Source organism: Campylobacter concisus (assembly GCF_003048535.1).
In the GTDB taxonomy this organism is placed as follows: domain Bacteria; phylum Campylobacterota; class Campylobacteria; order Campylobacterales; family Campylobacteraceae; genus Campylobacter_A; species Campylobacter_A concisus_S.
On record NZ_PIRQ01000003.1, the window covers coordinates 155,896 to 181,971 of the forward strand.

The window sequence follows — 26,076 nt, forward strand, 5'->3', positions numbered from 1 at the left end:
AGAAAATGGCTAAATTGGTTAGAAACTCAAATTAGCCATTTTGCTTGTTCTTTGGTATTTTACAACCAAAAACTTTTATATCATTTAAAAAGCGAGAGCAAGAAGTTTAATAATCCGCCGTGGCTCGCATCAAGCATTGGCTTTAATTCCATTAGAAAGACGCAGAAAAATACAAGTACAGCAAGCTGAATAAAAATATAAGGCACAACACCTTTATAAATAGCAGTCGTTTTTATCTCAGCTGGTGCGACTGATCTTAGGAAAAATAAGCTAAAACCAAATGGCGGTGTTAGGAACGAAGTTTGCAAATTCATCGCAACTAAGATTGCTAGATAAATTGGATTTATACCAAGCTTTGCGGCTATTGGTACCAAGATAGGAAGCACAATATATGAAATTTCAACAAAGTCGATAAAAAAGCCAAGCACAAAGATGACAACCATACTAAAAATGATAAAGCCCCACTTCTCACCTGGTAAATTTGTCATAAATTTTTCAACAATCTCATCGCCACCAGTGTAACTAAATACCATAGAAAAGGCTGTCGCACCAACAAGTATGGCAAAGACAAGTGCTGTAGTTTTTACGCTTTCTGCCAATGCCTCTTTTATCATAGAAAATGAAAAAGTCCTATAAAAAATAGCTAAAATAATGGCTCCAACGCAGCCAAAAGCTGAACTTTCAGTTGGTGTAGCGATACCTGCAAATATAGAACCCAATACACAAATAACCAGCAAAAGTGGCGGAAAGATAGCGATTAGTGCTCTCATGATCTGCTTAAATTTACTAACACCGCTCTCATCTTTTACTACAGGTGCAGTATCTGGTTTCAAATAAGCAACAATCAAAATATAAATGATATAAACTGCTACTAGCGTAAGTCCTGGGATGATGGCTTGATGAAAAAGCTCACCAACTGGCACTGAAAATATATCACCCAAAATAATCAGCACGATAGAAGGTGGAATGATCTGTCCAAGCGTACCAGCGGCACATATAGTGCCACAACCTAGCGCTTGGTCATATTTATACTTTAACATAACAGGCAAGCTTATAACGCCCATTGCAACGACACTTGCACCAACAACGCCGGTTGAAGCTGCAAGAAGTGCTCCAACCAAGATGGTGCTAATAGCAATGCCTCCGCGAATTTCTCCAAAAAGCATACCCATACTTTCAAGCAGCCTCTCGGCTAGTTTTGACTTTTGAAGAACAACGCCCATAAAGACAAAAAGTGGAACTGCTATGAAAATTCTACTCTCCATGATAGAGAAAATTCTATAAGGCATGAAGTTAAACATATCTTTAAAAACTTCGATACTTCCAAGTAGTCCATCTCCATCTCCAATGCTCTCAACAATACTGCCAATCATGCCAAATATCATCGAAACCGCACCAAAGGTAAAGGCTACTGGAAAGCCAATACCTAGCATCAAAAGTGCAGCTATAAACATTATCAAACCAGCCATTATTGCCCCTTTTTGGTTTTTCTATAGAGATTTAAATTTCTTATAAAAAAACCAATTGCAAAAAATATAAGTAGATAAAATGAAAAAGGAATAAGTGCCTTTATGATCCATCTGTGGGTAAGACCGCCCGGATCTGCACTAGCTTCAGCTGAAGTATAAGCATCACTCACAAATTCAAATGATAAATTTGAAACCAAAAGTGCAAATGGAATAATAAATACAAAAGTTCCTATCATATTCACAAGCGCTTTGTTCTTTGGTGAAAATTTAGCATAAAATATATCGACCCTGACGTGCGAATCCTCTTTTAACGCATAACTCATACCAAGCAAAAATATCACGGCAAAAAAATGCCACTCTAGCTCTTGAAATGCGACATTTCCATAAGAGAAAAAATATCTTGCCACAACGTTAAAAAAGACGTCTATTATCATCAAAGCCATAATAAACATGCAAATATAGCCGACTATATCGCCGACCTTATCAAAAAATTTCTCAACTTTTTGCATAACCAACCCTTAAAAAAACAATTTATTTATCATGATGATAAATACGCAAACTGGTGCCACATATCTTAATAAAAAATACCATGCACTAAATACAAAGTCGCTCATATATGGACTAAATAGCACATAAAGTGCCTCTCTTTTCATAAAATATCCAACAAATATCGCTCCACCAATACCACTAATTGGAAGCAGAACATTTGAAGCGGTAAAGTCAAGAAAATCAAAGAAATTTTTACCAAAGAGCATAAATTTGTCGCCAACATTTTCTATATTTGATAAAAGACATAAAAATCCTAAAACAAAAACACCAGCTCCAACTATACTAAGAGCTTTTATCCTGTTAATGCCATACTCTCTGATCAAGAAAAATACAAATGGCTCTACGATAGAGATTGCTGAAGTAATACCAGCAAAGATAAGCGCAGCAAAAAATGCTACAGCTAAAATTTGACCTATCACGCCAAGCTTAGCAAAGAGCGTTGGAAGCGAGATAAAGACAAGTCCTGGTCCTTGAGACGGCTCGGCACCAAATTCAAATATAAATGTAAAGATAACAAGACCCATCATGATGGCTAAGACGATGTTTATAAAGACGATACTTAACGTAGAAGTGGCTAAATTTGTATCATCACTTAGGCTAGCTGAATATGTAATGATCGCTGCCATACCAAGAGATAGTGTCCAAAAAGCAAGACCAAGAGCAAGCAAAAGCGAATTAAATGAAATTTTGCTAAAGTCAGGAACAAGCAAAAACTCAGCCGATTTTGTAAAGCCATTCATCGTCATAGAAAAGATAAGCATGATTAAAACCATAATAAATAGGCTTGGCATCATCCAAACATTTAGCTTTTCAATGCCACTTTTCACACCCTTTGAAAGGATAAAAAAGCAAGCTACAAATGCTATAACAAAATAAAGCGTCTGTTCGCCAAGACCATGCGTAAGAAGCTCGTTAAATATTACTTTTGAACTTTCTATATCGTTTGGAAGACCAGTAAAAGATAGTGTGAAATACTTAAAGACCCAGCCGATGATAACAATATAATAAGATGAGATTATAGCTGCGGTTACCATAGCTAAAATTCCAACCAGCTGCCATAAATTTTTATTTTTATTCGCCAACTTTCTAAAGGCATTTACACTATCGCTCTCACTAAGCTTGCCAATACTTAGCTCTGCCATAAAGATAGGTATGCCAACTAAAAACGTTATCAAAAGATATAAAATAACAAATGCTGATCCACCATTTTCACCGACCATATATGGAAATTTCCACGCATTGCCAAGTCCAACAGCTGACCCTGCAACTGCTAAAACATAACCTATTTTAGAAAACTGTTCTTTTGCCATTATGCAATCTCCCTTACTAACACCACAAAAACTAGAACTGGTGCCACAAACCTTATTAAAAAATACCAAATTTTAAAAACAATCTCACCCATATAAGGCAAGAATAGTTCTTTTAAAAGCTCAAATTTCATAAAGTACCCAACAAAAATGGCAAATATAATGCCACCAAGTGGGAGCATAATGTTTGAGCTAAGATAATCAAGCAAATCAAAAAAGCTCTTGCCAAAAAATGTAAGTGCTTCTTTAAAATCACCAATACCGCTTAACGCACATAAAATTCCCAAAAGATAAACTACGGCACCGACAATAATAATTGATCTATTTCTACTAAGTCCCAAGCTTTTATTTAAGAAAAATATAAATGGCTCAACCATTGAAATAACCGAGGTGATGCCAGCAAAAAATAGCGATATAAAAAATGTAAATGCCAAGAAATTTCCAAGCGTACCGAGCTTTGCAAATAGTGTTGGTAATGAGATAAATGCTAGTCCTGCACCCTTTGACGGCTCTGAGCCAAATTCAAATGTAAAAGTAAAAACAATAAGTCCGATAATCACACTAATAATAATATTTGCAAAGACAACATAAAGTGACGATGTAAATAAATTTGTGTCATCTCCAAGACTTGATGAATAAGTAAGTATACACCCTATGCCTATACACATCGTAAAAAAGGCAAGCCCAAGAGCGTTTAAGATAACGCCTTGATCGATCTTTGAAAAGTCTGGCACTAGTAAAAATTTAGCCGCCTCATCAAATCCATCCATACCAAAAGAGTAGCCAAGCATCAGTAAAAGCAGAATAAATAAAGCTGGTATAAGATAGACATTTATGCGTTCTATGCCACTTTTAACACCCTTTGTCAAGATAAAAAAGTAGGCAAAAAAGGCGATACTAAAATATAAAATTTGCTCCCATGCGCCATTTGAAGTAAAATTTACAAAAAGCGCTTCTGAGCTTGCCATATCTTTTGGAAGCTTACCAAGACTTAAGATAACGTATTTTAAAACCCAGCCGATAATGAGCGTATAAAAAGATGCGATGAATAGCCCTGTCACCATCACGACACCAGCAAATTTCCAAGAATTTGCCCCCTTTGTAGCTAGACTCTTAAATGCCCCAACCGTATCAAGGCGTGAAATTTTGCCCATTGCCATCTCAGCAAAAAATATGCTAAGGCCAACAACAAAAGCAAAAAATAGATATATAAGAATAAATGCTGAACCGCCATTACTACCGACCATATATGGAAATTTCCATGCATTACCAAGGCCAATAGCCGCTCCAATGATAGAAAGAACAAAACCAACTTTACTAAATCTATCCATCATTTACCTGCTATTTGATAGATCATGATGGCGCAAATTGCAATTGGCACGATATATCTTAGAGTGAAGTACCAAATTTCAAAGAATACTTTTCCCATAAATTCGCCAAAGAGTAGATATAGGCTCTCTTTTTTAAGTTTATAGCCAACAAAAAAACTAAAAATTATGGCACCTATTGGCATCATTATATTTGAAGTAAGAAAATCAAGTGCATCAAAGACTGGCTTACCAAAAATACTAAAGATATTAGCCGTCTGTGCATAATATGAAAAAATACAAAAAAGGCCTAAAATATAGACAAAAATTCCAATATAAACAAGAGCCATTTTGCGTGAAATTTCAAATTTTCTAACCAAATAATAAGCAAATGGTTCAATCATCGAAACAGCACTTGTAACACCAGCAAATAAAAGCGAAACAAAAAATGCGATGGCCATGACGTTGCCAACGACGCCAAGCTTTGCAAAAAGCGTGACAAGTGAGATAAAAATAAGCCCTGGGCCACTTGCCGTGCTATCAGCTCCATAAGCAAATATAAATGTAAAGACCACAAGTCCCATCATAATGCCTATTAAAATATTTATAAATATTATAGAAAGCGTTGATTTTATAAGATTTGTCTGCTCTGGTAAATTTGCAGCGTATGTTGGTATGACGCCAACACCCATAGATAGCGAGAAAAACGCAAGTCCAAGAGCCTGTAAAATCACATCTGGCGTGATCGCGCTAAAATTTGGTACAAATAAAAATTTAGCCGCCTTCACAAAGCCATCACCCATGCTAATTGCATAAAAAAGTATACAAATAAGCAATATAAAAAGACCCGGCATCATCCAGATATTTAGCTTTTCAATGCCACTTTTCACACCTTTTGAAACAGCAAAAAATACCATTAAAAAAACTAAGCTAAAACAAACAATAGCACTACTTAAATCATTTGATAAAAGCGTATTAAACTGCGCTGCTGCTTCTTTAGTATCAGCCAAAAGTGGCGAAAAGCCAAGATAAATATACTTTAATATCCAGCCAATGACAACCATATAAAACGAAGCAATAAGTATCGCTCCTATCATAAAAAAGCCTGAAAAAGACCATATTTTTTTGTGTTTTGGAGCAAGTTTATAAATGGAGCTTACAACGTCACTCTCACCAAGCTTACCAATGCTAAGCTCTGCTAAAAACGCTACAAAAGCGATAGCAAACGTGAGAAGTAAATATAAAATTATAAACGCTGAGCCGCCATTGTTTCCTACCATTGTTGGAAATTTCCATGCATTACCAAGTCCAACAGCCGATCCTGCCATCGCAAGAACAAAGCCTATTTTTGAAAATTTTTCATTTATCATTGATTACCTGAGATTAAGAATAAATTAATTTTTTCAAAGATAACATAAAAAAACTTTTATTTTTCTAAGCCAAGAATTTTTTATGGGCAATTTAAATTTTTAGTGTTTTTATTTGAAACAAAGTTTTGTTTTTGTAATATTACGGCTCACAAAGTTTAAGTAGGGGACAGATCCGAAAGAGCTTTAAATTTTAAAAGGAGCAACGATGAAAAAGATCGTGTTTTTAATTCTTGGTCTTGCTGCATTTGCATTTGGCGCTGATGGCGAGATGATTAGATCGTATTCAGTTATCGCTGGTGGTATTGGCCTTGGCCTTGCAGCCCTTGGTGGCGCTATTGGTATGGGTAATACAGCTGCTGCAACAATTAGCGGAACAGCTAGAAACCCAGGTGTTGGTAGCAAACTTATGACTACAATGTTTATCGCTCTTGCGATGATCGAAGCACAAGTTATCTACGCACTTGTTATTACACTTATCGTTCTTTACGCAAACCCAATGCTTGGCTAAGCGTAAAGCTTAAATTTAGCCCCTCTTTGGGGCTTTTACTCTTTTTGCGATCATGGTGGAATTGGTAGACACGCTATCTTGAGGGGGTAGTGCCGCTAGGTGTGCGAGTTCGAGTCTCGCTGATCGCACCATACTAATATTACACTTCAAAATCCAAAATCTTACAAAATTAAAAAAGGGGAATTTATGCTAGATAAAAAGCGTGCTTTAAAACAGCTACAAAATGAAGCAGATGATACCGCTATCTATACATTACTCGAAGCTAGTGAAAAAAATGAAGAAAATAAAAAAATACTTCGTAAATTAATCACTGAAGAAAAACGACACTATGCTTTTTGCCAAAAGATAACAGGCGAGAGTAGAACTGCAAATTTATTCAAAGTCATCTTCTATACGATACTTGTTAAAATTTTTGGTACATCTTTTACTTTAAAATTTATGGAGTCACGTGAAGAAGATGCAGAGCAATTTTATCTTGGTATCGTTGATGAGTATCCTGAAGCTAAAGATATTTATGAAGAAGAAGTAAATCACGAAAACAATTTAATCTCTATGCTAAAAGACACAAAGCTCGTAAATGCCGGCGGTATTGTTCTTGGTATGAATGACGCATTAGTTGAGTTAACTGGCACGCTAAGTGGCATCGCTCTAGCTTTTTCAAATACAAAATCAGTTGGTGCGACAGGCCTTATCATGGGTATTGCAGCCGCTCTTTCTATGGCAGGATCAGCCTATCTTGAGTCAAAAGAAAATCCAAGTGACGAGATCAAACCGCTTACCTATTCGCTCTACACAGGAGGCTCATACATCATAACAACGGCGTTTTTGATACTTCCATTTTTCATCTTTTCAAGTTGTCTTTATGCTGTCTTGTTGATGTTTTTCTTTGCACTAGTTGCCATCATCACTTACAACTTTTACATAAGCGTGGCAAAAGAGCTTAAATTTTTGCCAAGAGTGATTGAGATGTGTGTGATAACTTTTGGTGTTGCGATCATTTCATTTGGCATTGGCTTTTTAGTTAAGCACTATTTTGGCTTAGATATTTAATCCAAAATTTCATACCAAGTGTAGCTGTCGTCTCCAAAATTCCCACTAAATAGTGGCTTTAAATTTAGATCAAGGCTCAGGTTTTTACCATCCTTAAAATTTGAGCTTTGATAGATAAGTAGCCACTTTACGTTTGCTAGCTTTCCATCTTTTGCAAGCTTTAAAAACTCATCAGCTCCTTCAAACATAGTAAGCCCTGTTAAATTAAGCTCTTTTTGAATGCTGACTTTTCTATCTGGTACACTAAAAAGTGGTATCGTCTTATCAAATTTATCACTTCTTGAGTAGATTATAACGTCTGGGTTTTTACCGCTACCCACTAACCTGCTGTCAAGCTTTGGCTGGTCTGTTCGCACTGTGTTGCCACCGATCACTAGTGTATCTATAACGCTTCTAAGTTTATGGACGTGCGTACGGCTAAGCTCATTTGTGATGATACCACCACTTGCCACGCCATTTTTACTAAGAGCTATTTTTAAAAAACTAAATCCACCATTTTGATATGCCAAAAATGGCTCAAGTAGCTTATCACAACGCTCTTTTAAAACGCCAAATTTAACTTTTATACCAGCGCTTTTAAGCAAATTACCACCACCGCTTGCGATTTTATTTTCATCGTAGCTGCCTATTATCACCTCACTAAAGCCAAGTTCTTTTAGCAAATTTGCACAAGGTGGCGTTTTACCATGATGCGAGCAAGGCTCTAGCGTAACGTAAGCTTTTGCATTTTTTAGTAAATTTGAGTGGTTATTTAGTATAAATTCGTAGGTAAATTTTGGCTCCAAAAGGCCAAATTCGTCCTCTTTTATATTAGAGCTAAATTTATCGTTATATGCTTTTATAAAATCTTCTTTAAATTTTTCACTTTTTTTACAAAGTGCAAAAAGTATCGCTATCGGTTCAGCGTGTAAATATCCAGCCTTTTCATGAGCCTTGCAAGATAAAATTTGACCATTTTCATCAAGGGTAAGGCATCCAACGGCTGGATTTGTGTGGGTCAGGATCTGAAATTTCCAAGCCTCGCTTAAAGCAAGATCCATGTAAAATTCGTCGTTCATCTTAGCAGACTATATTTATTTTCCTATATCTTTTATCTCATCAACAAGAGTTTTTGAGACCAAGTCGATATCGGTCGGCTCATCCTCCGCGTCCCACCTAAAAGCAGCAATCTCTGCCAAAACAGCGATCTCTTTGAAATAGCTATATTTCGTTGTAGAAACTGGTATAGCGTAAGAAACCAAAAGCCTATCAGTGTTATCATAAATTTTCACGCTATAGCGAAAGTGTGGCTTGTTTAACGCCTTGCCACCCCGGTTAAACCATCTTTCATAATCCATTTGTATTTTTATCTTGAAGCTATTTTCGTCCCCTAAAATGCCCTGCTCTTTTAGATGTTTGTTTATAAATTCCACAAACTCATCACGAAGTTCGCTTTCGTTTTTATAGTTAGTGTTGTGCTCATATCTAGTTGGTTGATTTGTCAATGTTAGGTTAAAATCACTAACAATGTATTTAGCCACGCCTTTTTGTATCGGCGTTGGCTCAACATTATATTTATATCTTCCCGAGCATCCAACTAAGAAAACACTTAAAACTATTAAAAAGAGTATTTTTACAAATTTCATATTTTCTAAATTTACGATAAGCCGTCGATCTTGCCGTTGGCATCTATCTTCATATTGACAGCAGCTGGCACTTTTGGAAGTCCTGGCATTAGCATGATCTTACCGCAAACTGCGACTATAAAGCCAGCTCCCGTCCTAATGTCAAGGTCTTTTACACTAAATGTAAAGCCCTTTGCTCTACCCAAAAGCTTCGCATCGTCGCTAAATGAATACTGAGTTTTTGCGATACAAACTGGCAAATGGCTCAAATTTAGCTCTTTTATCATCTCAAGCTTTTTAAGAGCAGCCTCCTCAAAGACCACCTCACCAGCTCCATAAATTTCCTTAGCGACCTTTTCTATTTTAGTTTTCGTATCGTCGCTCATCTCGTAGGTGAAATTTATCTTACTTGGCTTGTCACACGCCTTTAAAACTAGCTCGGCAAGCTCAAGCGCGCCTTTACCACCTTTTAAGAAATTCTCACAAACTGCCACTTCTACACCAAGCTCACGGCAATACTCTTTTACAAAATTTATCTCTTCATAGGTATCAAAGCCAAATTTATTAAGCGCTACGACTACATTTTGACCGAATTTACCTTTTAAATTTTCGATGTGTCCACCAAGGTTTTCGATACCTTTTTTAAGAGCATTCATATCTGGTTTTGTGATCTCATCTTTATTTGCTTCGCCGTTATATTTTAGCGATCTGATCGTGCTTACAAGCACCACAGCGCTTGGTTTGATGTCAGCAATCCTGCATTTTATATCTAAAAATTTCTCCGCACCAAGTTCAGAGCCAAAGCCAGCTTCAGTGATAACGTAGTCGGCTAAATTTAGAGCCGTTTTTGTTGCGATGACGGAGTTACAGCCGTGTGCGATGTTTGCAAATGGACCGCCATGTACGAGCGTAGGTGTGTGCTCAAGCGTTTGAAATAAATTTGGCTTGATCGCATCTTTTAAAAGTATACAAACAGCGTCTTGACAGCCTAGATCACGCACGTAGATAGGCTTTTTATCGCTATCATAGGCAACCATGATGTTTGCTACGCGCTCTTTTAGATCAGAAAGGCTTGTTGCTAGACAAAGCACAGCCATGATCTCGCTTGCAGCGGTGATATTAAAGCCATCTTCTCTTGGCACGCCATCCGTTCTGCCACCCTGACCCACAGTGATAAACCTAAGCGCGCGGTCGTTCATATCCATACAGCGCTTCCATAAAATTTTCTCGATTTTTAGCGGGTTTTCTTGATAGAGGCTATTATCTATCATCGCTGAAATAAGGTTATTTGCCGATGTTATAGCATGAAAATCGCCAGTGAAGTGTAAATTTAGATCCTCCATCGGCGCAAGCTGCGAGTAGCCGCCACCTGCTGCTCCACCCTTTATACCAAAAACTGGCCCAAGAGATGGCTCACGAAGTGCCAAACAGACCTTTTTATTAAGTAAATTTAGTGCGTCAGCAAGACCTATTGACATAGTCGTTTTGCCTTCGCCATATGGGGTTGGATTAGTCGCGGTGACTAAGATGAGCTTTGAGTTTGATGGTTCAAGTCTAGGAGAAATTTTAGCCTTAAATTTTCCGTAAAGCTCGAGCTCGTCTTCGCTTAAGCCTAACTTTGCGGCAACTTTACTTATGTGTTCTAACTTTGTTTGGTGAGTTATCTCGATGTCGCTTAGCATTTTACCACTCCAAATATGTTTTTGCTTTTTTTATCTCACTAATGTTGATCTCAAAGATTCCCTCTTCATTTTCAACCGCTATGTTCTCTTCATCCGCTTTTACGAGTCTTCCTGTAAATTTATCAGCCTCGGTTTGAACTTTCACAAGCTCGCCAACACTCGCTTTAAAATGAGACGGCTTACTAAGTTTTCTTTCAAGACCAGGCGAGCTAACCTCTAGGTTGTAGTCTCCACTAACTGGTGGTGTCACGTCAAAAATAGGTGAAAGCAGACGGCTCACTTTTTCGCAGTCATCTAGGCTAACTCCGCCATTTTTTGTGATGTAAACTCTAAAAATAGCCCTGCCATTTTCATTTGCGATCTCGCTGTCGTAAAGCTCAACACCGCATTCGCGTACTAGTTTGTCTAAATTATCCATTTTTGTTTAAATCCTTTGAAATTTTATCAAACAACTTATCCATATGGTTTTGGTACTCTAATCTATCGTCAAATTTAAAGTGAAAATTTGGGCATCTATACCAGCCCTCAGCTGCCATACAGTGGTTTTGCAAATGCCTACAAACTCGCTTTAAATGCCCCAAAATATACTCTTGTTCACGCTCATCAAATGCCATTTTATCAAGATATACAAAAGCATCATATCTACCCTTTTTACACTCGACATCAGTGACACAAAGCCCTTTTAAAATGCTATCTTCAAGAGTAGCTAAGGCCTCTGGAATGAGCTCTTTTAGCACGCTCTCTGTTCTCATACGCTTTATTTCGTTAGCGTTCATAGAGTAGCTTTCTCCTTGACTTCTTTGAAGCTTTCGATATAGTCGTTTTCTCTAATATCGTTGAAATTTTCGATACCAACGCCACATTCATAACCTTTAGCAACCTCTTTGACGTCATCTTTGAAGCGTTTTAATGAGCTTACCAAGCCCTCGTAAACGACTACACCTTCTCTAATAAGGCGAATTTTTGCCCCTCTGTTTATCGTGCCTTCAGTAACAATACATCCAGCAATAGTTCCAACTTTTGGCACATGGATCACTTGGCGAACCTGAGCTTGACCAAGCTGCTCTTCTCTGATGATTGGTGACATTAGTCCGCCCAAGATTGCTTTCACGTCGTCAATTAAATTATAAATAACATTATAAGTCTTTATCTCGACACCGCTCTCTTTTGCCTTTTCTTTTATCTCGCCAGTTGGTCTTATGTTGAAACCAAGGATTATACAGTCTTCGCTCGCACTAGCAAGTGCCACGTCGCTTTGTGTGATACCACCAACACCTGAGTGGATGACATTTACTCTGATCTCATCATTTGCTAGTTTTTCTAGACTTGCTTTTAGTGCCTCAAGTGAGCCACCAACGTCAGCTTTGATGATGACTGGAAGTGTCTTTAGCTCGCCCTCAGCGATCTTAGCACTAAGCTCATCGATACTAACTTTTGTACTCTTACTAAGCTCTTTTTGGCGGATGTATTCAGCCTTTTTCTGCGCGTATTCACGAGCCTCTTTATCAGTTTTTACGCCTATTAATGTCTCGCCTGCCTCTGCTATCTCACTAAGACCTACTATCACACCGCATTCGCCTGGTTTTATATCTTGTAAAGGCATACCTTGGTCATCAAGTAAGCTTCTTATCTTTCCATACGCAACGCCAGCTACGACAGTATCCCCAACATGAAGAGTGCCATTTTCAACGATAATAGTAGCGACTGGGCCACGACCCTTTTGAAGTGAGCTCTCGATGACAGTTGCTTTTGCATTTGCCCTTGGATTTGCTTTTAGCTCTAAAAGGTCAGCTTGTAAAAGTACGATCTCAAGCAGATCATCTATACCCATGCCTGTTTTTGCAGAGATTGGCACAAATTCATATTTTCCGCCCCACTCTGTTGGCATGATATCAAGCTCGGCAAGACCAGTCTTTACTAGGTCAGGATTTGCTGACTCTTTATCCATTTTGTTTATAGCGATGATTATTGGTACACCAGCAGCTTTTGCGTGGCTGACCGCCTCTTTTGTTTGTGGTTTTACGCCATCATCTGCTGCAACAACGATGATAACTATATCAGTTACGCCAGCACCTCTTGCACGCATAGCCGTAAATGCTTCGTGACCTGGGGTGTCAATAAATGTGATGTTTTTGCCGTTTTTATTTACCATATAAGCACCAACATGCTGAGTGATACCACCGGCCTCTCCTGCTGCTACACGTGATTTTCTTATGTAATCAAGCAATGAAGTTTTACCATGATCAACGTGACCCATGATGGTTATGACTGGTGCTCTTGGCTGGAGATTTTCATCGTCTTTTATCTCTTCTTCATAGGCTGCTACGTAGTCAAATTCTTTTTGATCATCGATGATATTAACCTCTACATTAAACTCATCAGCCAAAATTTCTATCGCATCTTCATCCAAAAAGTCATTTTTTGTTGTCATCATGCCAAGCATGAAAAGCTTACCAATAATCTCACTTGGCTGCTTGTTTAGCTTTTCAGCAAATTCATAAACACGAATTTCTTTTGGAATATTTATAGACGTCACAGCTTCATTGTTTTGTTTATTTTCAGGCTTTTTGTGTTTTTTTCTAGCTCTTCTTTGAATGCCACCCTCACCAAATGAATTTATCGTATTATTGACCGTAGTTCTCATAACATTTGGCTGTTTTGTCTTTTGAGCAGGTGCTGGTACCGGAGTTTTAAAACTAAAATCAGGAAGAACGACTACATCTTCATCTTCTAGCACTATGTCACCAAAATCACTTCCTCCAAGCAGATCCATCTTCTGGGCGCTATCCTTTTTACTTGCAACAACTACTTTTTTATCTTTTTTCTTTTTCTTAGCTAAATTTTCATCACTTGATGAAAACATACTTTTAAAATCGCTTATATTAGCTATGCTTGGTTCAGGCTTTTTCTCTTCTTTTGTAGTAATTGGCGTTTCATAATCTTTTTTCTTTTTTACTATCACAAGGCCACGTCTTTTTTGAGTCACATCAGCCAAGCTCTCTTTTGGTCTTAGAGCTTCGACTTGTTTTTGCTCTACTTTGATTTCTTCTTTTTTAGGCTCGATTTTTTGTTTTTCTTCTAAAATTTGTGTCTCTTTCTTAGTCTCAGCTTTTACCGACTTTGACTCAGTTTTAGTAGTAGCTTTTTTAGATTCACTTTTTTGTTTTTCTTCTTTTTTTACTGGCTCTTTTTCTACTTCTTTTTTAGGCTCTTTTTTTGGTTTAGGTTCACTCTTTTTCTTTTTAAATTTATCTGGTATCACGCCAGTTTGAACATATTCATATATAGCTTCGGCCTCTTCAAGGCTAACTGCATTTGAGTGAGTTTTGACTTTTAATCCTAACTCTTGAGCTTTTTCTACTATCTCTTTACTTGGATAGCCAAGCTCGTTTGCGATCTCTGAAATCCTAACATTGCTCATTTAAGAGTATCTCCTTTAACTTCGGTGCATCACAAATAAAAGCACCTTTAGTTTGTTTATCAATTATTTTTTTTAAAATTTTTATATCTTTTTGCATACATTTGTCGCACAGATAAAAGCTACGACCATTTCCTTTGCCATGCTCTAAATTCTTACCTACCAAGCGGTATCTTTTTAGCAAGCTCTGAGAAATTTTAATTTTACAAGCGACACATGTCCTTACAGGATTATTTTTGTTCATTATATCTTTTTAAACTTGTTTTTAGCTTTGCGTAATTTCGTATCCATCGTTATCAAATGAAAAAACCTCAACCCTAAAATCACCAAATTTACTCTTTAAAATATCTCGTAAATTTTTAGCATCATCTTTGTAAGCGATATTTAAAAAGCTTGAACCTGAGCCTGAAAGCGTGCTCATTAAAGCACCATTTTCATAAGCTACTTTTCTAACTTCAAAAAGCTCTTCTAAAGCGTGCATTCTACGCTCTTCATGCATCAAATCTTTGCTTGCTATTTTTAAGAGATCATACTTTTTTTCATAAAAACAAGATGTTAAAAAAGCAGCATGAGATAAGTTATTTACACACTCTTTCATCGTATAGTTTTTTGGTAAAATTTGTCTTGATGAGGATGTACTCATTGGTTTATTTGGGATAACAACTACTGCTTTTATCTCGTCGCTTAAGCTTATTTTATTTGCGTAAACATTGCCATTTTTTACAATCGCACTGATAAATCCGCCGTGAACTGCTGGCGAGATATTATCAGGATGGGTTTCGTAGATGATGGCTTTATTTAAAACTATCTCTTTACTTGCCTTAAAACCAGCTATTTCGTATGCTGAAGCAATGGCTCCAACGATAACAGCGGAGCTACTGCCAAGCCCCCTTGAAAATGGGATATTATTTTCAAAAACGACTCTAAAATTTTCATTTTTACCAGTTAGCTCAAAAAAAATTTCATTAAAAATACTTAAGAATATATTATTTCTTTTTAAATTTACACTTCCACTGCCTTCGCCGTTTATCGACACTGAGCTAAATTTTGCTGGCTCGATTTTCACGCTATTAAAAAGCTTCAAACTAAGCCCCAAAGCATCAAAACCAGGACCCAAATTTGCACTTGTTGCAGGGACTAAGATGTTCAAAATTTCTCCTAAACTGCTTGGATGATATAATCTGGAAGTGTATCTGAATTTAGTTTTAATTCATCTAAATTTAAAGGCAACCTAAATCCTACTGGCTCCACTTTTTCAAGTGAAATTTTGCCATCTTTTAAAACAAAACTTAAATTTTTATTTGCTCTTATAGCTTGGTGACCATTTAAACTAAAGCCACTAACCGCATAAAATTCGCAACCCTTTACCAAAGAGAAAGTCTTTAAGATGACATAGGCCACCTTTAGCCCCATAAAACTGCCTGGCGTATTTGCATAGATAATTTTTGTGATATTAAATTTAGAGGATAAATTTTCTAAGATCTTTATCAAAGCTTCACTGACATGTTCATCAGTCGTAATTTCATCAAATTTTACGCCGTCTTTATAAACTCCAACCAAGAGCGGAGTCGATAAAGAGACAACTAAAATTTCAATATTTTCTATGCAAATACCTTTTGATACTCTTTTAGAAGTTCGCCATTTAAGGTTGCGATCTCGTAGTTTTTCTCATCGGCCATCAAAGCAAGAGTTAATTTGTGATTTAGGTCATGGCTTCCAGCAAATGCTGTATAATCGCCCAATAAAGGTGCTCCAAGTAAGCTCAAATCACCAATCGCATCTAAAATTTTGTGCCTTACAAACTCATTTTCAAATCTCAAACCTTCTGGATTTAGGATATGCGTATCATCGATTGCCACGGCATTATCAAGCGATGCACCAAGAGCTAAATTTTGAGCTTGCAAACGCTGTAAATCTTTCAAAAACCCAAAAGTTCTAGCACGAGCTATATTTTTTATAAACGAGCTTTTACTAAAATCAAAAACATATCTCTGTTCACCAATAACTGGATGATCAAATTTTATCGTGTAGTCAAATTTTGGACTTCTTGAAGGTGAAGTTCGTACAAATTTAGAACCCTCAACGACTTCAACTTCACGTCTAACAAGAATTACTTTTTTACCGGCATCAAGATATCTTATGCCAGCTTCATCAAGTAGCATACAAAAGCTTATCGCACTGCCATCCATCACTGGAATTTCATTTGCATCAACAGAAATTCTAATATTATCAATACCATAACCATTTATGGCTGACATCAGGTGTTCGATCGTACTAATAAAGCCCTTTTCGTTGCCAACAACAGTTGCCATCTGTGTATTTATCACATTTTTAGGTTCGGCTTTAAAACTAATACCAAGATCTTCGCGGTGCAAAATAATGCCAGAATTTGCATCAAGAGGTTCTAGCATAAGTCTTATCGGCTCACCTTTATGAAGCCCTATACCAACGGTCTCAACGCGTCTTGCGATAGTAGTTTGTTTCAAGAATTTTCCTTATATTTTTAATGCGCTTATGATAGCACTAAAAAATCAATTTTGCAAATTTTTAGTTTTTATCTATCATCGCTTTTGCAGCATCTAAAACACTTGTGATATTGTCTTTTATCCACTTTTTATCCATCCATTGTTGAGGTCTTACCTCTTCGCCTTGGACTAAAATTCCAAAGTGAAGGTGATCACCAAGTGCAAGACCACTAGTTCCAGTAGTGCCTATTTGATCACCAGCCACCACCATATCGCCCTCTTTTACTCTAGTGCTTGAGCAGTGTCCATAAAGCGAATAAAGCCCAAATCCATGATCAATCACAATATTTAATCCATAAATTCCATTTTCAGATGCAAGTACGACACGGCCGGCATTGCTAGCTATTATAGGAGCTGCGGCCACACTTGCAAAGTCTATTCCCATATGCCATGATTCGCTTACTTGCTCGTTATTATATGTATAGTATCGGTGATCGGCGAAGTCAGCCACTTTTTTACCATTTCTTAGTGGATAAAATGGTGTCGCACTAAAGCCAGTTAACATCTCATCGCCAGGGTTTGTAGTAAGTGCTGTTATTTTTTCTTCGTTTGAATTTCTAAGCGTTTCATTGACAAATCTCATTTTCTCAAGCCTTGAAAGCGCGCTTGGATCTTTTGCATATTGATCAGTTAGATCAACTATCTTACCATCTAAAAATCTATCATTTAATGCAATAGTTGAAGTTTTATACTTTACATTTTCATAAAAATATCTAACATGAGACTTGCTTTCATTGCCTGCAAAGTCTCTTGCAATGACCTCAGCACTAAAATTTTCAACCTGAACTGGCCAAGCAACGAGTGCTGCATAAAAGCCCTCTTTATAAAATGGTACAGCCTTAAATTTTTTACCAAAATTTGTCTGGACATAGACCTCTTTTAGCTGATTATCAGTTGCCCTAAAGACCACAACCGCGCTACCACCTTTTGAGATAGAATAAGACTGCGAAAGCACGTAAAGATCAGGTTTTGAAGTATCAAGCACGACTTCAACTTTTTTGCTAGCTTTGTTGCCAGTAAAAAAGCTCCATTTACTGGTATCCACAGCCTCAATATTCATCTCATAAGTATCTTTTTGAGCAAAAAAGCCAGTCTTTGGAAAGGTCAAATTTACATCAAGCTCAGTACTTGGATTTTGTATGATTTGATTTAACAAATTTAGATCATTTTTCCCATCATTCATACTAATTCGTACAAATTTTATACCGCTATCATCTTTAAATTTGATATTCATTGGAGTTCTAAGATTCCAATAAACTTTATCAGCAACACCAATTATCGGCTCGTTTCGCTCAAAATCTTTTGACATCAAAGCATAGCCAAAACCACCGGCTAAAATTAAAATTAGTAAAAGCACAACAATACCAAAACCACCAATTCCACGTCTATACATATATTTTTACCTTAAATTTTATTTGCGAAATTTTACATTTAATCAATAAATTTTTAGTTAATTACAAAATTTCTCTTACGGCTCTAGCGTCGCTCATCCAAGCAAAAAGTTCATCCCAGCGTTCATCTTTGATGAGATCTTTGCACAAATTTAGCTCTTTTTCAAACATATTTATAGCTTCAACAACATTATTTTTATTTTGCTTAAAGATATCGCTCCACATAAAAGGCGAACTCTTTGCAACACGTATCATACCCTTAAATGTAGGTCCACCAAGTGCTACGATGTGCCTTTTATCCTCTTCTTTTAAAATTCCACTCGCTAGAGAAAATGCAATCGCATGAGGCAAATGCGAAATAAGACCCACGTGATGATCATGCTCTTTTGCACTCATGAAAATGATTTTCATACCAAGGCAAGAAAATAGCTCCACGCTTCTTTTTACGTGTTTTTCTGCGCTTTCTGCAAAGTCGCAAACGATAACAGTTGCCCCTGTGTAAAGTGATTTGAAAGCAGCCTCTGGACCAGAATACTCAGTACCTGCCATCGGGTGAGCTGGGATGAAATTTTTACGAATTTTTTCTGGCACGGCTTCTATTATCTTTTGTTTGGTTGAGCCAAAATCAATGATAGTTGTATCTTCGCTAATATCGGTTAAATTTTGCACGATGCTCACGATAGCCTCGACTGGCACAGCCAAAAAGATGATGTCACACTTCTTTTTCATCTCGTCAATGCTTAAAATTTCATGCACCAAGCCAAGTTCTAAGGCCTTTTTGCTATGATTTTCATCTTTGTCATATCCACTAACACAAGAGATTAATTTTTCATCTTTTAATGCTAACCCAAGTGAGCCGCCCATAAGACCAAGTCCGATGATACCTATTTTCATAAAAAACCTTCAAAATTATAAAATTTAAATTTATTAAAAATAAAATATGATATTATACGCACTTATACTAAAACTCTAGGTTAAATTTAATGAAAAAGAAATTATTTTTATTAGCATTAGCTTTCAGTGGCCTAAGCGCACAAACAATCCAGTCAATAAATTTTAAAGGCCTAATTCACCTTTCGCCTGAAGTAGCAAGCCAAATAATGGGCCTAAAAGTCGGTCAGGATTTGACTCCAAAGCTTAGCGATAAGGCGATCACAAATTTATACAAACAAAATTATTTCGACGATATCTACATAGAAGATACAGGCAATGGCAATCTTTTAGTAGCTGTAAAAGAGAAGCCAAGTGTTGCGAGAGTCGATCTAAAAGGCGTCGTAACAAATGATAAAACTGCGATCGAGTCACTAATCAACATCAAACCAGGCAATATGTATGATGAGCTTACAATAGAAAAAACTAAAGAGAGAATTCGTCAGTATTATGAGTCAAAGGGTTATTTTGATACCGTTGTAGACGTAGAAAAACAACCAGTTGCAGATAACGACAGCTCACTTTTTATAACACTTAACATAAACCGTGGCGAAAATATGATAATCAAAAATGTAAATTTAGTCGGTGCAAAAGAGTTTGATTATGACGACATTGAGCCAGTAGTTGCAAATAAAAGTAGAGAATTTATGGGTTGGCTTTGGGGCAGAAATGACGGTAAAGTTAAACTTTTTGAGCTTGAAAATGATCCAGCAAGAATACAAGACAAATATTTCCAAAAAGGCTATTTAGACGCGACTATTTCGTCACCTTATTTAAATTCATCGTTTGATAATTACACAGCCGATCTTACTTATTATGTTCATGAGGGTGAGCCTTATAAGGTTTCAAATGTAAGCATTACAGCACCTGAGGAGCTAGAGCTTGATACTAAAAAGATTATAGATGACTTTAGGCTTGAGGTCGGTGATACGATGAACTCAGCAAGACTTCGCCAAGATATGAAAAAGCTCGATGATATGGTTGCTGATAAAGGTTATGCATTTGTAAAAGTCTATCCAAAGACTGATAAATTTGATGAAAATAAAACTGTCGATATTGACTACGAAGTCGATCCTGGCGAAAAAGTATATATAAGAAATGTTCAAATTTCAGGAAACGATAGGACTGTTGACCGCGTTGTAAGACGCGAACTTTATCTAACTGAAGGAAATTTATATAGTAGAACCGACCTTCAAGACTCAAAAGATGCATTAAAAAGAACAAGCTACTTTGATGATGTTGAGATAGAAGAAGATCCGGTTGATAAAAATACAGTTGATCTAAAAGTAAAAGTAAAAGAAGCCTCAACTGGCTCTATAAGCGGTGGTATCGGATACGGTAGCAGTGACGGACTACTACTAAACGCGGCACTTTCTGACACAAATATCTTTGGCTCTGGTCTTCAAGGACAAGTAAGCGTAGATAAGAGCGACAGAGAGCTTTCAGGCCAGATAAGTCTTACAAACCCAAGAATTTTTGACTCAGAGTATAGCCTTGGTGGAACACTTTACGCAAATGACTATGACTGGAGAACATATAAAGAGAGAAGTTATGGCTTTAGCACAACACTAGGTAGAAAACTAACTAGAAATTTAAGCGCATCGCTTACTTACAACATTGAGCAAAGCAAAATTACTTTAAAAGACGATGAACTAAGAGATATCAACACAAAAACAAAAAAAGAAATTTATAGAGAAGGTAAAGCCATAAAAAGCGCCATAACTCCAGCTTTAACATATAATAGCACCGACGATTATTACTTACCAAGACGTGGCATCATAGCTAACACATCATTTGAGATAGCTGGACTTGGTGGCGATATAGACTTTATCAAAAATCGCACAAATTTCAACTATTATCTAGGTCTTAGAGAGTACATAGACTACGATCTTATCTTAAGATACAAAGCAAGCTTTGGCAAAATTTGGGAAAGAGGATATACTCCAATCAACGAAAGACTTTACCTTGGTGGTATAAGAAGCTTACGTGGTTACGAGAGTAGAACCGTATCTCCAAAGGTAAAATATAATGGCGACTACTACGAATATGGCGGCGAAACTTCGTTTAATAATTCAGCTGAAATAAGCTTCCCTATAATAGATCGTGTCAAAATGCGTGGCGTTGTATTTTATGACTACGGTATGATTGGCGAAAATAGCCTAAATGAGATAAAAAGATCATCAGTTGGTACTGGTATCGAGTGGATAACTCCTATCGGGCCACTTCAACTAATCTTTGCAAAAGCTCTTAAACCTAAAGAGGGTGATGACACAAATACATTTGAATTTACTATTGGAAGACGATTCTAACAAGATACTTTAAAGGGGCTAACTTGCCCCTTTAAACCTCCACAAATAAATAAACTTTAAGTCATATAAGAAAAAGCAAGGCAAACATTAGATATAATCCCACAATTTTTAATATAAGTGGGTAAAAATATGAATTTCTCAGACATTTTTTCAAAGATAAGAAAAGCTCAACCTCGTCCAGAAGAGGCACCTACGCACTGGGTAAAATGCGATAATTGTCACTCACTGATGTACTACAAAGAAGTTGAAGCTTGTTTTAATGTATGCCCGAAATGCGGTTATCATATGAGACTAAAAGCTACTGATCGCATAAATTTGATCTGTGATGAAGATAGCTTTGTAGAATTTGACGCAAATTTAAAACCGGTAGATCCATTAAATTTTGTTGATAAAAAATCATACAAAAAAAGAATCACAGAAAATAAAGAAAAAACAGGACGCACAAGCTCAGTGGTATGTGGCGAAGGTAAATGCGACGGACAAGAGATCCAGCTAGTTGTTTTTGACTTTGGCTTCATGGGTGGTTCGCTAGCTTCAGTTGAGGGTGAAAAGATCGTAAGAGCGATAAAACGGGCAATAGAAAAACGCCAAGCTTTAGTCATAGTGAGTGCTTCAGGTGGAGCTAGAATGCAAGAGAGTACATTCTCTTTGATGCAAATGTCAAAGACATCAGCTGCTTTAAAACTACTTGATGAAGCGAAACTACCTTATATCTCAATACTTACTGATCCGACAATGGGTGGCGTTAGTGCTTCTTTTGCTTGGCTTGGAGATCTAATAATCGCCGAACCTGGCGCATTGATAGGCTTTGCTGGTCAAAGAGTCATCAAACAAACCATTGGTGCTGATTTACCAGAGGGATTTCAAAGAGCTGAGTTTTTATTAGAGCATGGCTTAATCGATGCTATTGTGCCAAGAAGCGAACATAAAAAATATATAAGCGATATGGTTAAATTTCTCACAAACAATAAGACAATACATCAAAAAGATAATCAAGATGAGAGTGGAAGCAGCTTTGAACTAAAGCTAAAAACCAAAGGCTAAATTTGGAAATTTCAGTTTTTAGCATTCAAAAATCATCACGTGACAACTTTGAAAACGAGATACAAGAATATATAAAAATGAGTGCAAAATTTGCCAAGATAAACGATAAAGTCTTTTTTAATGAAAAAATAGCAAAAGCTCAAAGTGCTGGAAAAAGCGAAGCTTTAAGAGCTTATGATGAAATTTACGAGCCAAATTTAAAAGGCTTTTGCGTAATGCTTGATGAAAATGGCTTACAACTTGACAGCCAAAAATTCGCACAAATTTTAAACTCAAATTCACAAATTAACTTTTTCATAGGTGGAGCTTACGGCCTTAGCCAAAATTTAAAGAATAAAGCGCAAAAAATTATAAGCTTAAGCAAGATGACGATGGCGCATAAGGTTGCCAAGCTTGTACTTTTTGAGCAAATTTTTAGAGCACTTTGCATAAATGCAAACCACCCATACCACAAATAAAGGAATATAAATGACACAAACTGAGCTAAATTTTTTTAAAAAATTACTTGAAGAAAGAAAATTACAGATCAAAAAAAATATCTATGATTCATCTGTTGAAGTAAATGGCTTAAGAGATAGTGGTGTAAGCGATGAGTTTGATATAGCCTCAGTAAATACAGACCAGCTAATCGAGCATTCGATCTCGACACAACAAAGAGCGGAGCTATCAGAGATAGATGAAGCACTAGAGAAGATAGCAAATAAAACTTATGGAATTTGTGATATGTGTGAAGAGGAGATCAGCATACCGCGACTAAAAGTAAAACCACATGCAAAATACTGCATAACTTGCCGTGAAATAATCGAAAAAACAGCAAAAAACTAAGGAGAAAACATGAAAACTAGAAAATTTCTCGTCTATTGCATAATCTACATAGTAGTTGTTGCAGGACTTACTTATTCTCTTAATAGTTCTGATTACACATTTGAGCTTTTAGGCCAAACTATAACTTTGCCAATTGCTATTTGGGTCGCTCTTCCAGTAGCTGTTTTAGCACTTCTAGCTCTACTTCATATCGCTTATCATGGATATGCTTTTTATAGATATAAAAAATGGATCAAAAAAGATAGCCAACTTTATAAAGACTTAGCCAAAGAGACGCTTCTTGGCTTTGAGAGCAATAAAGACTTCAAAACCGACACTTACAAGATCGCCTCACAGCTTACTCGTTCTATCTCACCAGTAGGCGAGCTTAAAGATGTCGGTGTAGATGATGCTGAGATAAACAATATCTTACAAACTATAAAAAGTATAAAAAATAAAGAGATCGTCGATCTAAAGAAATTTAGACTAGCAAAAGATAGCAAGTTAAATATCCTAAATGAGCTAAATAAGATCGAGCAACTACCTACTTACTATCTTGACATACTTAAAAATCAAGATCAAAATGAGAGCCTTAAAAAAGCTGCATTTGATAAACTTATAAAAGTAGCTTCTTTTGGCGAGATCAAAAGATTAAATTTTGAGCTAGCAAGTAAAGATATAATGCTTATTATTACCCGATTTGTAAATGATGAGATCGATCTAAGCAGTGATGAAATTTTTGATCTTTTAAACAACGCAAAAGTGACAAAAGCACAATACGACAAAGTAGCCATAATGCTTAAAAATAAGCTAAAACCAGATGCATTTATCGGTATCTTTGAGAAGCTAAAAAGCATCCATGCTGATGCTGATGAGGCTTACGTATATGCGCTATTTGAGCTTCAGATGCTTGATAAAGTAAGAGAGGCTATCGAAGGTAGCGACCCAGATGAGTTTAAAGAGATAAAGGTCTTGCTGTTTTTACGAGATAACGGCAAAATGGTGCCTAGCTCGTTATTTTTTAAATGATAGACTTTAGCAAAAAGCCACTTTTCTTAGCACCACTTGCTGGCTTTTCTGACTTGCCACTAAGAAGCGTAGTTAAGAAATTTGGCTGTGATGTCACTGTTAGCGAAATGATCAGCGCAAATGCCTTGGTCTATGAGAGCAGTGACAAAACGCTTGAAATGATTAAAAAATCCCCAAACGAAGAGCCTTATGTCGTTCAAATAGCTGGCAATGACACAGAAAATATAAAAAAAGCTGTGCAAATCATCAATAAATTTGATGGGATTTATGGGCTCGATCTAAACTGCGGCTGCCCTGTGCCAAAGGTCGTTAGACAAGGTGCGGGATCGGCTTTGTTAAACGATCTTGACAAACTTCAAAGCATAATCTCAGCTATAAAAAGCGTCTCAAACAAAGAGAGCCTGAGTGTTAAATTTAGACTTGGTTTTAACGACAAAAATGAAGAAAAAATAGCAAAAGCATGCGAAGAAGCCGGCGCAAACTACATCGCAGTGCATGGTCGCACAAGAGCTGGCGGTTATAGTGCAAAAGTTGATTACGAAGCGATCGCTAGAGTAAAGGCGAGCGTAAAAATCCCAGTCGTTGCAAATGGTGATATCAACGCACAAAATGCAGATGAAATTTTAAACCTTACAAAATGCGACGCCCTAATGATCGGCAGGGCAAGCATCGGTAATCCTTGGATATTTCACGAGATAAAGACTAAAACTAGTGTAGATAAGGCGCTAAAACAAAAGATCATCCTAGCTCACTTTGATGCGATGATCGAGCACTACGGTGAGCACGGACTTTGCATATTTAGAAAACATTTGCATCAGTACAGCAAGGGCATCGACGGTGCAACAACCTTTAGAAACGATATAAATTTCATCAAAGACGTGACAGTGATGAGAGAGCGCATAAGGGAGTTTTTTGCCTAGATGCAAGGCTACATCCTGCGTGTGCAAAAGGTCAGAGACGAGGACCTTTTAGTCTTTGTGCTAACGCCAAATTTGCTCGTAAAGTCATATAGATTTTTTGGTGCTCGCCACTCAAACATCATGACTGGCTACAAGATCGACTTTGAGCTAGAGCAAGAGGCAAAATTTCTACCAAAGCTTAGAAACATACTTCATCTTGGCTTTAAATGGCTGTTAGAGCGTGATAAACTCATCATTTGGCAGCAGTTCATGCGCCTACTTTATGATCATCTAAAAGAGGTCGAGCAGCTTGATGAAATTTATTTTAATGAGCTTGATCGCTGCGCCAAACAGATGCAGCTACAAAATCCAAAACGCCTTATCATCGAAAGCTACGTCAAAATTTTAGAGTATGAAGGCAGGCTTCACAGCGAGCTTGAGTGCTTTATCTGCGATGAGGAGATAGAAAGCGAGCTTTGCCTAACTCGTGGCTTTTTACCCTCTCACAAGCACTGCCTTGATAGGAGCGAATTTGACGCTAGCAAGATCAAAAATTTATTTGATACAAAAAGTACGATCGAGCTAAATGACGATGAGATAAACCGACTTTATAAAATTTTACTTGACGGACTTTAAGCTATAGCTTGCTATTTTAAATAGCTATTTCTTAATGTTTAAAACACATGACTATTTTTTTAAGCTTCAATTTTCTAAGTTATAAAATTATAACCAGTAGTTTTTGCACTAAATGCTTTTGTATTTGCTGTATATGATAGTTTTGATTTATGTATAAGTACAAGAATTTCATCTATTCATACATTTTTTATCTATTTTGACAGAAGCCAATTAAAGTAGAAAAATTTATAGCTTACTTCTTGGGA

At 36.8% G+C, this 26,076-nt stretch carries 26 protein-coding genes and 1 tRNA gene; 10 read left to right on the forward strand and 17 right to left on the reverse strand.

The features are described 5' to 3' along the window. Nucleotides 1-80: 80 nt before the first annotated feature. The 5 genes from CVS93_RS04130 to CVS93_RS04150 are packed head-to-tail and all read right to left on the reverse strand — an operon-like array spanning nucleotide 81 to nucleotide 6,002. Nucleotides 81-1,469, reverse strand: a complete 1,389-nt coding sequence (locus CVS93_RS04130) for a TRAP transporter large permease (RefSeq protein WP_054196248.1) — start codon at nucleotides 1,467-1,469, stop codon at nucleotides 81-83. Beyond that, nucleotides 1,469-1,978 carry a TRAP transporter small permease subunit gene (locus CVS93_RS04135; RefSeq protein WP_107686679.1) on the reverse strand — a complete coding sequence of 170 codons (510 nt, stop codon included), beginning with the start codon at nucleotides 1,976-1,978 and terminating at the stop codon, nucleotides 1,469-1,471. The genes CVS93_RS04130 and CVS93_RS04135 overlap by 1 nt, the downstream gene beginning before the upstream one ends. A 9-nt stretch (nucleotides 1,979-1,987) precedes the next feature. Then, nucleotides 1,988-3,328, reverse strand: coding sequence for a sodium-dependent transporter (locus CVS93_RS04140; protein WP_107686680.1), 1,341 nt, complete (start codon nucleotides 3,326-3,328; stop codon nucleotides 1,988-1,990). Then, complete coding sequence (locus CVS93_RS04145; protein ID WP_107686681.1) at nucleotides 3,328-4,659, reverse strand: sodium-dependent transporter; 1,332 nt, start codon at nucleotides 4,657-4,659, stop codon at nucleotides 3,328-3,330. The genes CVS93_RS04140 and CVS93_RS04145 overlap by 1 nt, the downstream gene beginning before the upstream one ends. After that, the gene (locus CVS93_RS04150; RefSeq protein WP_107686682.1) at nucleotides 4,656-6,002 is read right to left on the reverse strand and encodes a sodium-dependent transporter; all 1,347 of its coding nucleotides are present in this window, start codon (nucleotides 6,000-6,002) and stop codon (nucleotides 4,656-4,658) included. The genes CVS93_RS04145 and CVS93_RS04150 overlap by 4 nt, the downstream gene beginning before the upstream one ends. Nucleotides 6,003-6,207: 205 nt before the next feature. On the opposite strand from CVS93_RS04150, the gene CVS93_RS04155 reads away from it, so the two are divergent. The 3 genes from CVS93_RS04155 (at nucleotide 6,208) to CVS93_RS04165 (ending at nucleotide 7,560) form a co-directional block, all read left to right on the forward strand. Beyond that, nucleotides 6,208-6,510: a F0F1 ATP synthase subunit C gene (locus CVS93_RS04155; RefSeq protein ID WP_004317263.1), complete on the forward strand. Its 303-nt coding sequence runs from the start codon at nucleotides 6,208-6,210 to the stop codon at nucleotides 6,508-6,510. 46 nt (nucleotides 6,511-6,556) lie between these two features. Beyond that, nucleotides 6,557-6,641, forward strand: a tRNA-Leu gene (locus CVS93_RS04160). Between the two features lie 55 nt (nucleotides 6,642-6,696). Beyond that, entirely contained in the window at nucleotides 6,697-7,560 is an 864-nt protein-coding gene (locus tag CVS93_RS04165; RefSeq protein WP_107686683.1) for a VIT1/CCC1 transporter family protein, read from the forward strand. On the opposite strand, the gene ribD is transcribed toward CVS93_RS04165, so the two are convergent. From ribD to CVS93_RS04225, 12 genes are all read right to left on the reverse strand, one after another. Continuing rightward, entirely contained in the window at nucleotides 7,557-8,618 is a 1,062-nt protein-coding gene (gene ribD, locus CVS93_RS04170) for a bifunctional diaminohydroxyphosphoribosylaminopyrimidine deaminase/5-amino-6-(5-phosphoribosylamino)uracil reductase RibD (protein ID WP_107686684.1), read from the reverse strand. The two genes, CVS93_RS04165 and ribD, sit on opposite strands and share 4 nt — an antisense overlap. A gap of 15 nt (nucleotides 8,619-8,633) precedes the next feature. Further along, nucleotides 8,634-9,185 (reverse strand): hypothetical protein, encoded by a 552-nt coding sequence (locus tag CVS93_RS04175; RefSeq protein WP_107686685.1) that lies wholly within the window; start codon nucleotides 9,183-9,185, stop codon nucleotides 8,634-8,636. 11 nt (nucleotides 9,186-9,196) lie between these two features. Then, nucleotides 9,197-10,846, reverse strand: coding sequence for a formate--tetrahydrofolate ligase (locus CVS93_RS04180; protein WP_107686686.1), 1,650 nt, complete (start codon nucleotides 10,844-10,846; stop codon nucleotides 9,197-9,199). Between the two features lies 1 nt (nucleotide 10,847). Further along, nucleotides 10,848-11,264 (reverse strand): ribosome maturation factor RimP, encoded by a 417-nt coding sequence (gene rimP, locus CVS93_RS04185; protein WP_107686687.1) that lies wholly within the window; start codon nucleotides 11,262-11,264, stop codon nucleotides 10,848-10,850. Continuing rightward, nucleotides 11,257-11,622 carry a 30S ribosome-binding factor RbfA gene (gene rbfA / locus CVS93_RS04190; protein WP_021090755.1) on the reverse strand — a complete coding sequence of 122 codons (366 nt, stop codon included), beginning with the start codon at nucleotides 11,620-11,622 and terminating at the stop codon, nucleotides 11,257-11,259. The genes rimP and rbfA overlap by 8 nt, the downstream gene beginning before the upstream one ends. Continuing rightward, nucleotides 11,619-14,267, reverse strand: coding sequence for a translation initiation factor IF-2 (infB, locus tag CVS93_RS04195; protein WP_107686688.1), 2,649 nt, complete (start codon nucleotides 14,265-14,267; stop codon nucleotides 11,619-11,621). Before infB ends, rbfA begins: the two co-directional genes overlap by 4 nt. Then, the gene (locus tag CVS93_RS04200; protein ID WP_072594698.1) at nucleotides 14,254-14,508 is read right to left on the reverse strand and encodes a hypothetical protein; all 255 of its coding nucleotides are present in this window, start codon (nucleotides 14,506-14,508) and stop codon (nucleotides 14,254-14,256) included. The genes infB and CVS93_RS04200 overlap by 14 nt, the downstream gene beginning before the upstream one ends. Nucleotides 14,509-14,529: 21 nt before the next feature. Next, nucleotides 14,530-15,414 carry a homoserine kinase gene (gene thrB / locus CVS93_RS04205; RefSeq protein ID WP_107686689.1) on the reverse strand — a complete coding sequence of 295 codons (885 nt, stop codon included), beginning with the start codon at nucleotides 15,412-15,414 and terminating at the stop codon, nucleotides 14,530-14,532. A gap of 8 nt (nucleotides 15,415-15,422) precedes the next feature. Continuing rightward, nucleotides 15,423-15,824: a glycoprotease gene (locus CVS93_RS04210; protein ID WP_107686690.1), complete on the reverse strand. Its 402-nt coding sequence runs from the start codon at nucleotides 15,822-15,824 to the stop codon at nucleotides 15,423-15,425. A gap of 41 nt (nucleotides 15,825-15,865) precedes the next feature. Then, entirely contained in the window at nucleotides 15,866-16,750 is an 885-nt protein-coding gene (gene lpxC / locus CVS93_RS04215) for a UDP-3-O-acyl-N-acetylglucosamine deacetylase (RefSeq protein WP_107686691.1), read from the reverse strand. 61 nt (nucleotides 16,751-16,811) lie between these two features. Further along, nucleotides 16,812-18,182, reverse strand: coding sequence for a M23 family metallopeptidase (locus CVS93_RS04220; protein WP_103629138.1), 1,371 nt, complete (start codon nucleotides 18,180-18,182; stop codon nucleotides 16,812-16,814). Nucleotides 18,183-18,243: 61 nt separating this feature from the next. Further along, nucleotides 18,244-19,074, reverse strand: a complete 831-nt coding sequence (locus CVS93_RS04225; RefSeq protein ID WP_084108777.1) for a prephenate dehydrogenase — start codon at nucleotides 19,072-19,074, stop codon at nucleotides 18,244-18,246. 89 nt (nucleotides 19,075-19,163) lie between these two features. Here CVS93_RS04225 and bamA point away from each other — a divergent pair, with 89 nt between their 5' ends. The 7 genes from bamA to recO all read left to right on the forward strand — a co-directional run bounded on the left by bamA (nucleotide 19,164) and on the right by recO (nucleotide 25,831). Next, nucleotides 19,164-21,419 carry an outer membrane protein assembly factor BamA gene (bamA, locus tag CVS93_RS04230; protein WP_107686692.1) on the forward strand — a complete coding sequence of 752 codons (2,256 nt, stop codon included), beginning with the start codon at nucleotides 19,164-19,166 and terminating at the stop codon, nucleotides 21,417-21,419. Between the two features lie 129 nt (nucleotides 21,420-21,548). Further along, on the forward strand, nucleotides 21,549-22,463 hold the full coding sequence (gene accD, locus CVS93_RS04235) for an acetyl-CoA carboxylase, carboxyltransferase subunit beta (RefSeq protein ID WP_107686742.1): 915 nt from the start codon (nucleotides 21,549-21,551) through the stop codon (nucleotides 22,461-22,463). A 2-nt stretch (nucleotides 22,464-22,465) separates the two neighbouring features. Continuing rightward, a complete protein-coding gene (locus CVS93_RS04240; protein WP_107686693.1) occupies nucleotides 22,466-22,921 on the forward strand; it encodes a 23S rRNA (pseudouridine(1915)-N(3))-methyltransferase RlmH in 456 nt (151 codons plus the stop codon). Nucleotides 22,922-22,931: 10 nt separating this feature from the next. After that, the gene (gene dksA / locus CVS93_RS04245) at nucleotides 22,932-23,288 is read left to right on the forward strand and encodes an RNA polymerase-binding protein DksA (RefSeq protein WP_035167251.1); all 357 of its coding nucleotides are present in this window, start codon (nucleotides 22,932-22,934) and stop codon (nucleotides 23,286-23,288) included. A gap of 9 nt (nucleotides 23,289-23,297) precedes the next feature. After that, a complete protein-coding gene (locus CVS93_RS04250; RefSeq protein ID WP_107686694.1) occupies nucleotides 23,298-24,296 on the forward strand; it encodes a uroporphyrinogen III synthase HEM4 in 999 nt (332 codons plus the stop codon). Continuing rightward, the gene (locus CVS93_RS04255) at nucleotides 24,293-25,216 is read left to right on the forward strand and encodes a tRNA dihydrouridine synthase (protein WP_107686695.1); all 924 of its coding nucleotides are present in this window, start codon (nucleotides 24,293-24,295) and stop codon (nucleotides 25,214-25,216) included. The genes CVS93_RS04250 and CVS93_RS04255 overlap by 4 nt, the downstream gene beginning before the upstream one ends. Further along, nucleotides 25,217-25,831 (forward strand): recombination protein RecO, encoded by a 615-nt coding sequence (gene recO, locus CVS93_RS04260; protein ID WP_103592968.1) that lies wholly within the window; start codon nucleotides 25,217-25,219, stop codon nucleotides 25,829-25,831. Nucleotides 25,832-26,076: the final 245 nt, after the last annotated feature.